Origin of the sequence: Nocardia sp. NBC_00565, from assembly GCF_036345915.1 — a bacterium.
Lineage (GTDB): Bacteria > Actinomycetota > Actinomycetes > Mycobacteriales > Mycobacteriaceae > Nocardia.
Genome location: NZ_CP107785.1, coordinates 3,584,273 through 3,597,837 on the forward strand (window position 1 = coordinate 3,584,273; position 13,565 = coordinate 3,597,837).

Annotated in this window: 9 protein-coding genes; 4 read left to right on the forward strand and 5 right to left on the reverse strand. The window is 63.4% G+C overall.

Annotated features, from left to right (window positions below):
- Nucleotides 1-98: 98 nt before the first annotated feature.
- The 3 genes from OG874_RS17065 to OG874_RS17075 form a co-directional block, all read right to left on the reverse strand.
- The gene (locus OG874_RS17065; RefSeq protein WP_330256120.1) at nt 99-4,475 is read right to left on the reverse strand and encodes a HAMP domain-containing protein; all 4,377 of its coding nucleotides are present in this window, start codon (nt 4,473-4,475) and stop codon (nt 99-101) included.
- A 57-nt stretch (nt 4,476-4,532) separates the two neighbouring features.
- Nucleotides 4,533-4,952, reverse strand: coding sequence for a response regulator (locus OG874_RS17070; RefSeq protein ID WP_330256121.1), 420 nt, complete (start codon nt 4,950-4,952; stop codon nt 4,533-4,535).
- Nucleotides 4,953-5,683: 731 nt separating this feature from the next.
- Nucleotides 5,684-6,565, reverse strand: coding sequence for a LysR family transcriptional regulator (locus tag OG874_RS17075; protein ID WP_330256122.1), 882 nt, complete (start codon nt 6,563-6,565; stop codon nt 5,684-5,686).
- Between the two features lie 88 nt (nt 6,566-6,653).
- Between OG874_RS17075 and OG874_RS17080 the strand changes: the two genes are divergently transcribed.
- Nucleotides 6,654-7,865, forward strand: coding sequence for an MFS transporter (locus OG874_RS17080; protein WP_330256123.1), 1,212 nt, complete (start codon nt 6,654-6,656; stop codon nt 7,863-7,865).
- 416 nt (nt 7,866-8,281) lie between these two features.
- A complete protein-coding gene (locus tag OG874_RS17085; protein ID WP_330256124.1) occupies nt 8,282-9,775 on the forward strand; it encodes a wax ester/triacylglycerol synthase family O-acyltransferase in 1,494 nt (497 codons plus the stop codon).
- A gap of 518 nt (nt 9,776-10,293) precedes the next feature.
- Here OG874_RS17085 and OG874_RS17090 read toward each other — a convergent pair.
- The gene (locus tag OG874_RS17090) at nt 10,294-11,436 is read right to left on the reverse strand and encodes a N(5)-(carboxyethyl)ornithine synthase (protein WP_330256125.1); all 1,143 of its coding nucleotides are present in this window, start codon (nt 11,434-11,436) and stop codon (nt 10,294-10,296) included.
- Nucleotides 11,437-11,505: 69 nt separating this feature from the next.
- Nucleotides 11,506-11,697, reverse strand: coding sequence for a hypothetical protein (locus tag OG874_RS17095; protein WP_330256126.1), 192 nt, complete (start codon nt 11,695-11,697; stop codon nt 11,506-11,508).
- Between the two features lie 303 nt (nt 11,698-12,000).
- Here OG874_RS17095 and OG874_RS17100 point away from each other — a divergent pair, with 303 nt between their 5' ends.
- A complete protein-coding gene (locus tag OG874_RS17100; protein WP_330256127.1) occupies nt 12,001-12,852 on the forward strand; it encodes a hypothetical protein in 852 nt (283 codons plus the stop codon).
- Nucleotides 12,849-13,517, forward strand: a complete 669-nt coding sequence (locus OG874_RS17105) for a hypothetical protein (protein ID WP_330256128.1) — start codon at nt 12,849-12,851, stop codon at nt 13,515-13,517. The genes OG874_RS17100 and OG874_RS17105 overlap by 4 nt, the downstream gene beginning before the upstream one ends.
- Nucleotides 13,518-13,565: the final 48 nt, after the last annotated feature.

Genomic DNA, 13,565 nt, shown 5'->3' on the forward strand with positions numbered 1-13,565 from the left:
GATTGGCTTCAGTTTCCTACATCTACCTGCCTAGACTCGAGTCCTGACCACCGGCAGTGCGGTTCCCGCGTGCGCGGTCGCCATTGTTGGCACGTGGCCTATGCCCGGACATCGAGTTCCGCCACCGGGCCTGGTTCGTCGCCCGGCTGGTCGACGGCTTGCAACCACCGGTCGATGCACTCCAGCAGTTCGTCGGGGTCGACGGGTTTGGTGATGTAGTCACTGGCGCCGGATGCCAAGCTCTTCTCCCGATCGCCCGCCATGGCCTTCGCGGTGACCATGATGATCGGGAGCCGGTCGAAGCGGGGCATTCTCCGTATCGCTGCGGTCGTGGCGTGTCCGTCCATCTCCGGCATCATCACGTCCATCACGATTACATCGACACCCGGGTTGGCCTGCAGTGTTTCGATGCCTTTTCGCCCGTTGGGCGCGTGGTCGACCGACATCCCGTTCAGTTCCAGCACTCCCGCGATCGCCAGGACATTGCGTGCATCGTCATCGATGATCAGAACCTTGCGTCCGGCCAGTCTGGGCTGCCCTGCCTGCCGCGCCGGTGTTTCGAGCTCCGTCCGGTGCGGATGGGTCAACAACAGGATGAACCGTTCGCAAAACTCATCAGGCGAAGCCACCAGTTCGACCCGATGGTCGCGGGCATCGGACTCGATAAACCGTTCCTGATCGGGACCGAGTTCACGGACCGGATGGGCAAGCAGCGGAATACTTCTCGACTCCGTGCCCTCGCGCAGCTCACGCAGGAACTCCGCCGTGCAGACGCCCGGCAGGCTCGCGTCCAGCAGGACACACCGATATGGATGGGCCGGCAATGCCTCGAGTGCTTTGTCGGCGGTACCGACGGACTCGATGCGGACCGTTCCCGCGGTGTCCGCAAGTGCCCCGACGACCCCACGGACCAGCCGGGTCAGCGGCCTGCGGCTCTGGTCTTCAATGACAAGTACGGAACGATCGATCGGCTTCGACCGCATCCTCGACTCGGCCGCGACCTCCAGTTGCGGTGTCACCGAAATATAGAGCGTGAACGTACTCCCGACGCCGAGCCGGCTTTCGGCACGAATCTCGCCACCGAGCAAGTTCGCCACCTGCCTGCTGATCGACAGGCCGAGGCCGGTACCGCCGTATCGCCGGCTGGTGGTGCCGTCGGCTTGCTGGAACGCGGTGAAGATGGCCTCCAGGTTTTGCTCTGCGATACCGATTCCGGTGTCGCTCACGGAGAACGCGATGCGGTCGTCCTGCCGCCACACCCTGAGCCGGATCATGCCCTTCTCGGTGAACTTGACCGCATTGGACAACAGGTTGCGTAGCACCTGCCGCAGCCGCTGCTCATCGGTGTTGAGGTGGGTGGGAACGCCCGGTTCGACATCGACGTCGAACTCGAGGCCCTTCTGGCTGATGAGTGGCCGGAACGTGGTCTGCACGTATTCCAGCAACTGCCGCAGCGGCACCAGCTCCCTTTGAATATCCATCCTCCCGGCCTCGACCTTGGACAGGTCGAGAATATCGTCGATCAGCTGCTGTAGATCCTTGCCGGCGGACTGGATCACATTGGCGAATTCGACCTGCTTCGCGGTCAGATTCCGGGTTGTGTTCTGCGCCAATATGCCCGCCAAGATTAGCAGGCTGGTCAACGGTGTGCGCAGCTCGTGCGACATGTTCGCGAGGAACTCCGACTTGTACTTCGACGCCAGCGCGAGCTGTTGGGCACGCTCCTCGATCTCCCGCCGGGCCTGTTCAATTTCGAAGTTCTTGATTTCGATATCGCGGTTCTGGCGGACCAGCAGCTCTGCTTTTTCTTCGAGTGCCGCATTGGACTGTTGCAGCTCTCCCGCAAGTCGCTGCGATTCCTCGAGTAGGGCGTCGGTGCGCGCGTTGGCCATGATCGTGTTGGAATTCACGCCGATGCTTTCCATCAGCTGTTCGAGAAAATCTTGCTGTACCAGCGTGAACCGGCTGAAGGAGGCCAGTTCGATCACACCGAGCACCTGGTCCTCGAACACTATCGGCAGCACGATCAAGTTGACCGGTCGCGCGGCCCCGAGACCGGAGCTGATCTGGATGTAGTCCGACGGTGTCCGGTCGACCACGATCGCCTTTTTGGTCAGCGCCACCTGCCCGACCAGCGACTGGCCGAGCTCGAATACGACGTTGTCCTCATTGCGCCCGTAGCCCGCGATCAGCCGCAGCTCAACTCGGTTTTCTTCGGATTCCATGAAGAAGAACGCGCCGTACTGAGCGCCGACGAGCGGGGTGAGCTGGTTCATGATCAGCTGGGCGACCGCGCTGAGATCCCGGTGTCCCTGTAAGCGTCCGGACATCCGCGCCAGGTTGGTATTGAGCCATGCCTGCTCTTCGTTGGTGCGAGTGGTTTCGCGTAGGGACTGCACCATTGCATTGATGTTGTTCTTGAGTTCGGCGACCTCACCTTGCGCCTCGACAGAAATCGATCGGGTGAGATCTCCGGTCGCCACCGCGCTCGCGACCTCCGCGATGGCACGCACCTGACGCGTCAGGTTGCCGGCGAGCTCATTGACGTTCTCCGTCAGCCGCTTCCAGGTTCCGGATACGCCCTCGACCTCGGCTTGTCCGCCGAGCCGGCCATCCTTACCTACCTCGCGTGCCACCCTGGTCACCTCGGCGGCGAACGCCGACAACGTGTCGACCATGGTGTTGATCGTGGTCTTGAGCTCCAGGATCTCCCCGCGCGCATCGACGTCGATCTTCTGCGAGAGGTTGCCGCGCGCCACGGCCGTGGTGACCTGGGCGATGGACCGAACCTGACTGGTCAGATTGCCTGCCATCGAGTTCACATTATCGGTGAGGCTTTTCCAGGTACCGGCGACATTGGGCACGCGCGCCTGCCCGCCGAGGATGCCCTCGGTGCCCACCTCGCGCGCAACGCGGGTGACCTCATCGGCGAACGACGACAAGGTGTCCACCATCGTATTGATGGTCTGCGCCAGCGCGGCGACCTCGCCCTTGGCTTCGACGGTGATTTTCTGCGATAGGTCGCCGCGAGCAACCGCAGTGGCGACCTGGGCGATCGACCGCACCTGATCGGTCAGATTGTCCGCCATCACATTGACGGACTCGGTCAGACCTTTCCAGGTGCCGGATACGCCTTTCACGTCGGCCTGGCCGCCGAGCCGCCCCTCCGTACCAACCTCGCGGGCGACGCGGGTGACCTCATCGGCGAACGAAGACAAGGTGTCGACCATCGTATTGATGGTGTCCTTCAGCTCGAGGATCTCGCCCCGGGCATCGACCCGGATCTTCTGCGACAAATCCCCACGAGCAACCGCAGTCGTGACCTGGGCGATCGACCGCACCTGATCGGTCAGATTGTCCGCCATCACATTGACGGACTCGGTCAGACCTTTCCAGGTGCCGGATACGCCTTTCACGTCGGCCTGGCCGCCGAGCCGCCCCTCCGTACCAACCTCGCGGGCGACGCGGGTGACCTCATCGGCAAACGCCGAGAGCTGATCCACCATCGTATTGATGGTGTCCTTCAGCTCGAGGATCTCGCCCCGGGCATCGACCCGGATCTTCTGCGACAAATCCCCACGAGCAACCGCAGTGGCGACCTGGGCGATCGACCGCACCTGATCGGTCAGATTGTCCGCCATGAAGTTCACCGACTCCGTCAGGCCCTTCCAGGTGCCCGAGACTCCCAGCACCTGGGCTTGGCCACCGAGTTGACCTTCAGTACCGACTTCGCGGGCGACGCGGGTGACCTCGTCGGCGAACGAAGACAAGGTGTCGACCATCGTATTGATGGTCGACTTCAGCTCCAGGATTTCGCCACGTGCATCCACGGTGATCTTCTGCGACAGGTCGCCCTTCGCCACCGCAGTCGTCACCTCCGCGATCGACCGAACCTGCGCTGTGAGATTGCTCGCCATGATGTTCACCGATTCGGTGAGGTCCCGCCATGTTCCCGATACGCCGGGCACCTGCGCCTGGCCACCCAACCGTCCTTCATTGCCCACCTCTCGGGCGACACGGGTCACCTCGTCGGCAAACGCCGAGAGCTGATCCACCATCGTATTGATGGTGTTCTTCAGCTCCAGCAGCTCTCCTTTGACATCCACGGTGATCTTCTGCGACAGGTCGCCCTGCGCCACCGCTGTGGCTACACCGGCGATGTCGCGGACTTGAGCGGTGAGGTTGTCCGCCATTGCATTCACCGACTCGGTCAAATCCTTCCAAGTGCCCGAGACCCCAGGCACCGACGCCTGGCCGCCGAGCTTGCCCTCGGTGCCCACCTCCCGGGCGACGCGGGTGACCTCGGTGGTGAATAGTGAGAGCTGGTCCACCATGCCGTTGAACACGGTGGCGATCTCGTCCAGCAGCGGATCACCGACCTTGGGCAGGGACCGCCGGAAGTCACCATCGCGTACCGCTTTGAGCCCATCCAACAGGGGCTGCAGGCGTTCGTCGTTGTTGCTTACTCGATCCATGCTGGCAGTGTCTTGGACCATAAGCTGTACCTAACCTAACTTCGCCTCTGCAGCCAGTCAGTGTCCGAGGTCGACGTCGAAGTAATCGTGGCCGGCGGCGACCTGCCGAATGGCGTCCAGTAGGTCGTCGAATACTCCAGTCTTGAGCACCAGGCCAGCACCACCCGCCGCGATCACCCGATCGACCATGGATTGGTTCGCATCCCCGGTAAAGACCAGGACCCTGGTATCCGGGGACACGGCGCGCAGCCGGTCGATCGCATCGATCCCATCGCCATCGGGCAGCCGACGGTCGAGCAGGATGACGTGCGGATGGTGACGGCTCGCAGCACCGATGGCGTCCTCGACCGACCTCGCTATTTCGATGACCTCGATGTCGTCGACGAGCTCGAAGGCGGAGTCCAACGCCATCACCACCATAGGGTGATCTTCCGCCACCAGTAGCCGAGTATGACCAGGGTCGACATCAGCCGACATAGCTGTCAGTCTACATCGACGCCTGTTCGTTGCTGCCAGATTTATACGAGTCGCACTTTCTCATAGAATTTCATGATCTTAATTGACTAGACACAATATTTATCCCGAACTGCGATCCGGATCTCAGGAAGGTAATCAAACCTTCGGAAATCTGTTCATGTCGGTGCAATACCGCTGCAGCCTACCGCCGATACAGCGGTTGACACAGGTCTAGTCGTGATTGATGCCGCATCATCGTATTTCCACAGATCGGAGCACACCTTTATCAGCGGCAATCCTCGTCACCACACCGCGAGTGGAGCAGCATCGAGCTTGCCATCCGCTGATGTCACTGCGACGCTCGGATAACATGCTATTGAGGGCACATGCGGCGGGGCAGCCTTCGCGCTTCACGTGATGGTTATCGGCACCGGGGAGACAAAATATGCGGGGAATATACGACATACACATATCCGGCAATGGGTTGATGGAACGACATCGGACGGTCGGGTGATATATTCAACAATCGCGACTGTCTGTCGATCACTCGAGACCGGTCATCGGTCCTCGCCAGCCAGCGTGCGAGCGTAGTCGCGTAACCGGGTCGCGTCGTGATCAGCCTGGGACGTGCCGAAGTGTCTTTGGAGGATCTGGGTGACTGCGCCGTCTTCGGCCTCGGCCCTGCGGTGCCCGCGTTCTGGCAAGAATCGATGCCGCCGAAGTGTCCTCGGCAGCACCGCCGGGCGTGCGAGCTAACTGCCCACCGCACGCAATGCCTCCAGCACCGCGACCAGCCCCCGGCTACGCGGTTTGTCCCGCCGGATCACCAGCGCGATCGTCCGATGCAGTCGCGGCGTGAGGGTTCGGACGGCCACGAGCGCGTCATCCGCCGGTATCGCCATCCTCGGCAGTACCGCGTATCCGAGCCCGGCACCCACCAACTCTTTGATCGCTGCGACGCTGCCGAGTTCCATCACCGGCTTCACCGTGATGCCCGCCTTGGCGAACCACTGGTCGACGAGTCTGCGGGTATTGCCGCCGGATTCGAACAACACCAGCGGGCGGGCGGCGAGCGTCGCGGGCGTGATCCTGGCAGGTAACCCATGATCGTCAGCTGCGGCGACCACCACGAATTCGTCCTCGAGCACCGGCGTCACCTCGAAGGCGCGCCCTGGTGCGGGCATGGTGATGAACCCCAGATCGATCCGGTTCTCTTCCAGCGATTGCAACAGCCGATCGGTATTGCCGGTATGGACGACCAGTTCCAGCGACGGAAAGCGGCGGCGCAGGTCACGCAGGATCGGTGGCAACAGGTAGACGCATGCGGTCTCTCCGGTGCCGAGCCGAACGCGCCCCGTCGTGCCCTCGGTATACGCGGCAAGGCTTTCCACCGCGGCCACCACGGCGCCCTCGATGCGAGCGGCGTGTTCCAGCAACTCCGACCCGGCCGCTGTCGGCACGACGCGCTTGCCGACCCGTTCGAGCAGCAACACCCCGAGCCGCTGCTCCAGCTGATTGATTCTCAGGCTCACCGCGGGCTGCGTGATGCCGATGCTTTCTGCCGCCGCCGAAAAGCTGCCGTGCTCGATGACCTCGGTAAAGGCGTGCAGCTGGTCGAGATTCAGTTCGGACACGTCTAAGTATTCCTTATGGATTCCATGAGAAATATTAGCACTATTTATACTCGATTTCTCTGATAGACCGGTGCGGGGAGAAGTCGCTGTGGTAGTCGAATGTCGTGCGCGCAAGAACAGCGCCGTTCCCCGCCGGGCACTGCTCTGCCTCGGTATCTCGCAGATGGTCTGCTGGGGTGTCACCTACTATCTGATCGGCATCTTCGGCGACCGGATCGCCGCCGACCTCGGCTGGTCGAGCACCCTTGTACAGGGCGGGTTCTCGGTGGCCCTGCTGATCATGGGCCTCACCTCGGCCGTCACCGGCCGGTGCATCGACCGTTACGGCGGTCGACCGGTGATGGCGGCGGGTTCGGTCCTCGCCGCGTTCGGTTGCGCGGGAGTCGCCGTCGCGACTACTCCGATCGGATACTTCGCGGCCTGGGCCTGTCTCGGATCGGCCATGCGCTGCACGCTGTACGACGCGGCCTTCGCCGCCTTGGCCCGGATCGGCGGTCCGGCGGCGAAACAATCGATGTCGCAGATCACGCTGCTCGGCGGGTTGGCGTCCAGCGTCTTCTGGCCGATCGGCCACGGCCTGGCCGAACTGCTCGGCTGGCGTGGCGCACTGCTCTGCTACGCCGCCTGCGCACTGCTGACGTTGCCACTGCATCTGGTGCTACCGAATAGCACTTACGTTCAACAACTTTCGACGGATGGCGTGGTTACGCCCGCGCCAACGGCGGACGGTCCGCGCGATCGATGGATCGCGGGCGGGCTGTACGCGGTGGTCGTGGCCGGGGCCGGGTTTCTCGCGTCCGGGCTGTCCGCGCACCTGATCGGCATCCTCACCGGCCTCGGACTGGCCGCGACCGCGGCGGTCTGGGTGTCGACTCTACGCGGCATCACCCAATCCGTGGCCAGGCTCTTCGATGTGCTGTTCGGTCGACGTCGACACCCACTCGATCTCAATGTGATAGCCGTTGCGCTGCTGACACTTTCGTTCCCGCCGGGATTCGGCGGCGGGCAACTGGTGATCCTCGCCTTCGCCTGCACCGCCCTCTACGGCGCGGGCAACGGCTTGGCGACCATCACCCGCGGCACCTTGCCGCTCGTCCTGTTCGACCACCGGGACTACGGCTCGTTCACCGGGCGGCTACTGTTGCCCAGTTTCGTCCTATCCGCAGCGGCACCGGTCACCTACGCTGTCATGATCGAAAACTATGGCGCAACAGGCGCTTTGGGTCTGTCGACCGCCGTCGCCCTCGGAATGCTCGCAGCGGCCGTGATACTGCGCGCACGATACCGAGTGACGTCATGAGCGCGATGCTCAGCCGGCCCGATCCGCGAATCCGGGCTTCTCGAGTCCAGATCAATATCTTTCGCGGAAATCCGAGACCACCGGTTACATCGTGCTGGACTCCGGCGGCCACTGCGGTGGTTCGCCAAAGCTAACGCAGTACCGGCACACCCGCGAGTAGAAGGCAGGGATCGCACGTTTGCACAGAATTAACGTATAGAGCACACGATCGCGACCGACAGCACCCCGCCGATCACTAAGCTCAATGACGCGTCTTCGACACCGACATAGGCGTCACCGGAAGAGCGGAGCGGCTCGAACCGGTTCTCTTAGCGCCCGCAGATACCGACAGACCGTAAATGCGTCGCGGCACCAGCGCACCGCCCGTTGAACTGAATCGGCAGTCTGTCCTGACCCAGCGACAACGCGGAGACCCCATGTCCCACGCCGACCTGAAAACCGCCCGCCACCTGGACGTCCGCATCATGACGCCGGGCCAACTCGACAGCGGCACATCCGCTGACCGAGCGACACCTTCGCAAAGAATTCCGCTATCGGGCGACAACGGACCATCCCGGCAACTCAGCTCGCTCGACGTCGCGCTGCTCGATGCCGAATCACCCACCATGCTGCTCCACGTCGGGTCCGTCACGCTGCTGGAACCACCCACCGCAGGTAGCAGCGCGTTGGACATCACGGTAGTGCGGCGGTTGATCGCGAGCCGACTACATCTGATCGCACCCCTGAGGTGGCGATTACGCACCGTCCCGTTGGGTCTGGACCTCCCCTATTGGGAAGACAGCGACACCATCGACCTCGGGTATCACGTGCGCGATACGCGCCTTCCTGAAGGTTCGACCGACTTGGCGCTGGCCGATCTCGCCGCCCGCCTGCACGTGCAGCCGCTCGACCGAAGTCGACCACTGTGGGAATGCCACCTGATCTCGGGGTTGGCCGAAGGTCGCCAAGCCATCTACACCAAGGTGCACCATGCATTGATCGATGGCGTATCCGGGGCCGAGGTCATGGCCGCACTCTTCGATATCGTGCCCGAGCCCCAGCCCGTGCCGCCACCACCCGACGGGGTCCAGTTGGGACGAACGCCCAATCCCGCCGAAATACTCGGCCGCGGCATCGCACACACGATGACCCGCCAGGCCGATCGGGTGCGCCTGCCGCTGCGCCTGGGACCGATGCTGCCGAACGCACTCGCCGACATGCGCAAAGTGAATCCCACGCTACCGGGCAACGGCCCCAACGGCACCGACCGGTCCTTCGCCTTCGTCTCGCTATCGCTCGACACCGTCAAACAGGTCAAGAACAGCTTCGGCGGCACCGTCAACGACGTGGTAATGACATTGTGCACCACCGCATTTCGCCGCTGGCTACTGGACCACGACGCACCGGCCGACGACCCGGCCGTGGCCGCGATCCCAGTATCGGTACGCACCCAGGAGCAACTCGGCACCGCAGGCAACCAGTTCTCCATCATGCTGTGCGAACTACCGATCGGCGAACCCGACCCACAACACCGCCTGAAACTCACCCACGCCGCAATGCTGGCCGCCAAGGACCGCTTCCAAGCCACCCCACCGGCCCTGCTGCACTACGCCACCGCGGCCCTACCGCAGATCCTGCACGGCCTGGCCACCCGCCTACTCCTGCGCGTCGCCGCCCCCGCACTCCCACTGGCCAACATGGTCGTCTCCAACGTGCCCGGGCCGCAGATACCGTTGTACGCCGGGGGAATTCGGGTCGCCGGGAGCTACCCCATCTCCGTACTCACCGACCTGTCCGGCCCGCTCAACATCACCGTCATGTCCTACAACGGCCACCTCGACTTCGGCATCCTCGCCTGCACCGACACCATCCCCGACGTCTGGAACATCGCCACCTACCTCCGAGACGCACTCGCCGAACTAGTTCAATAGCCGCTCACCCGGACCCAGGCATCCACTCGAGCCAAAGCCCCGTGCTGACAACTATCGACAATCAGGATCCTGACAACCCTCACCTACGAATCCTGCCGTCAGCAGGATGGTCTTATCAACCCACCTCGACACGGGTGGCATCAGCTGCTTGGACCGGTCACGCAACCCGTTCACACCCTCGGACCTCGTGGCAACGCATCCGCATTGCAGCGGGACAGCTACATCACGTACTGGAGAATTATCGCGGCGCCGAGAGCGGCAAACGTATCCGAACAACCCACCGCTGTTCTACGAATTGGCGCTGAGAATGGCTGAGGTGCGTCCAACAACGTAGCCGCACTTCATCCAGTGGCACGCAGCTGTCCATTCTGGACGAACTGGCGCCCCCGAAGAACGACAGCGAGGGAGAGCTGTTCACCGTATTGCCCGATGCCGCTCAATCCGCGATACGTTGCAACAGCGGACGACACGAAAAGCGCTGTTGTATCGGGGCGGTGCATGCTGGTGCACCAGCCCGGTCAGACGACCGCGTACGGGTAGGCCGCGGCGCGTCCCTGGAACGAGAGAATCCGTAGATTCTGGACCCGGCCCTCGCGAATCTCGATCGCGCGCCGAATCGTCTCGTTGCCGTCCCAGGCGTCGGGACCGGACATAACGATCGGCAGGTACTCCAGCAGTGCCTCGGAGTTCTCCCAGGTGGCGGAGTTCCACAGGTATGAGGGGGTGTGGTCGACGCCGTAATAATGCAGGTCCTCGCCGAGACTGAACATCGGGTCCGCGAACGAGGTCGGACGGGCCCACTCGAAGCCCATGCCCTCGTCGCAGGAGACGTCGACGAACAGCGTGCCGGGCGTGAACAGTGGCAGATCCTCGTTGAGCACGAACATCAGCGGCTCGTCGGTGTCCTGGAGGATGCAGTTGACGACCACATCGTACTGGGCCAGCATCTGCGCGAGCGGTCCCGGTTCCGGCGCCTTCAGCGCGAGGATCCGGCCGGTGTTGTCCGGGTCGCGCTCGAAATGCTGCATCCGCACCGACGCGAACGGTGCGGCAACCGCTGACACGCTGCGTTGCGTCAGCACCGTCACGTCACTGATGCCGAGCGCCGAGAGGGCACGGACCGCACCGCGGGCAGTGGCGCCGAAACTGATTACAGCCGCCCGCAGCCGCCGCCCGTAGTCCCCACAGGAGCCCCGCAGTTGCAGCGCGTGCAGGACCGAGCAATAGCCGGCCAACTCGTTGTTCTTGTGGAAGACGTGGACGCTGAAGTTACCCTCCTTCGTCCAGTGATTCATCGCCTCCCAAGCGATCAGGGTCAGGCCCCGGTCCACGGCCAGCTGCGTCAGTCGCTCGTCCTGAACACAGTGCGGCCACCCCCACACGACCTGCCCGGGCCGCAGATTCTCCAGATCTTCGGCCGACGGCTTGGGCAACAGCAGCACATCACATTCGGCGAACAACTCCTCGCGCGTGCGGTGCCCAGCGACCAGCGGCTCGAGGCGTTCGTCGGAGTAGCCGAACCGATCGCCGTAGCCGTGCTCCAGAAAGACCCGACTGCGAAGCTTCGGATCGATCCGGTCGACATGCGCCGGATGGATTGCCAATCGGCGCTCATCCGCCTTGCGGGAGGTCCCGATGACACCGACAGTTAGTTGCTTCACCAAACGAGCCTACGCGCAGCAAACGCGCTGCTGCCCCGTAGAGCGCGCCGCGAAGATGTCAGCAATGTGTCAGCTCGCCGGGCCCATCGTGATTGTGCGAATCCTGTTTCGGGCCTCCTCCGCCGCCGCGCTGTTATCGCTGGCGCCGACGACCTCGATGAAGGTCCTTGATCCCTGCGACAGGCAGGTGACCAGCACCGCGACCCCGGATCCGTTGAGGTCACCGGCACCTCCGATGTGTGGGTCGGAGGTGAAGGTCACCGCGAGGCCCTACGACGCGCGTCCCGGACATTGCCAGGGCACGTCTCGAGGGGCCGGATTCGCTTTCGCGATCGTCTTGAATTCGCTGGATCGTGACACGCTGACGACGGCGGAATCGGTGCAGTCCCGCCGCCGTCTATTGCGGCAGCTCCAATAGGTTTGCCCAACTTCGAATGTCGAAATTCCGGTGCAATGGACAGCATCGTCGAAACAGGTAGCGGCCTACCCGCGTCGATATGTCGAGCCGGGGACAGACTGGCTTCGGGACACGAATCCTCGGAGTCTCCATCTCGGAGGGATGACATGAAATGCGACGCACGAGTATTTCCCGTCGTGGTCGCCGCGGCGGCAGTGCTCGGCGTCGTATCGGTGTCGATCGCGGCGGCCCAGCCGTCGACAACCACACCGGTCTCGCCGACAAAGCCGAGCGAAACGACAACCCCGACATGGACGACCTCGACACCGAAATCACCCGGTAGTTCTTCCACGCCCCCGGGATCGACCGGCAATCCCGAGCCCAACTTCAAGCCCACCCTCGAGGCCGTGCCGCCGACTGCCGAACGTGGCACCCAGATCACCGTTCGCGGTAACGGCTGGCCTTGCGACACGGTAAGCATCGCGCCGGACTGGTCGGCACCGGTGACCAGGTACATCGACCAGACCTCGTTCGATACTTCGGTCGAGGTGCCCGCCCGGGCCGCACTCGGCGCACATTGGATCTCGGTCACCTGTGACGCGGGATCGAGCTACCTCGCCCGAAGGACGTCCGTCGAGTTCATCGCCGCACCGGTCACCACCGAAACCACCGAGCCGACAACCCCGCCCGTTACGCCGACACCTGTCTCGCCACCCGCTACGCAACCACTGACCGCGGCGCCACCGGGCGGCAATGACAAGCGGGACAACCACATCGACGACATATTGGGCCTCAGCGCCTTACTCCTCGCCATCGGCGTGGCGACATTTGTGCTACGTCGGCGGGCCACGCGTCCGACTGAACCGGAGCACTCACAACGCCTGCCGCAGGTACGCGTGCAGGTGGTCGAGGATATGAGCCCCGCTGTCCGCATCCGCGAAGTCGCCCGCGCTCCGGCCGTACGGGTTTGGGTGTGCGTCGGCGAGCCACAGCTACACATCAGAGAGGTTCCCCGATGACGAATACGACGACGATCACGACGCGGGGGATTCTTTTCTACGGAAGCACCCGTGAGTCCGGGCTGAACGAGTTGACCGAACATCTCCGCGAGCGCGGTATCGAGCAGTTGGCACTGCGTCGCGCACCGGCTGTCAGCGCCCTGTTGCGATTATCGGCACTGCACGAGGTCGCCGAGGCGGTCGACGGACTGCTCCAACTCGACCTGGGCGGCATCACGGTCGCAGGTTGGCGTCGTTACGAACGACTGCGCAGCGCGGCGATACGCACCCACTCGGGAGGTAGCGAGCAGGTCGAGCTGTTCGAACACGAAATCACCCAAACCTACTGCCCCCGGCTCGATGTCACCATCGACGGAAACCGAGTGGGCGAGTTGAACCTCGAACTCTGCGTCGCCTTACTGCTTCAGCCGCTCACCGCTACCGTCCGCGATGGCCTGCTGGTCGCATTGGGGCCGGGTGACTGCACCATCACGGTATCGATCACCGTGCCGGAACTAGGGCCGATCATGGAGCGCAAACGTACGCTCCACGTTGCGACCCTGGTCGATCTGCGGCGACCGATACCGCTCGTCTACCGCCAGCCCGCGGCACCCACCTCACCGATCGGTCGCACGCAGCGGTATTCGCCGGCCACTCGGGGAGTCTCGGAACAGCGGCGGAGCTGAGCGCGGACCACCTCCCGGCACAGGATGCCGATCTGGTCTGTCCTGGCA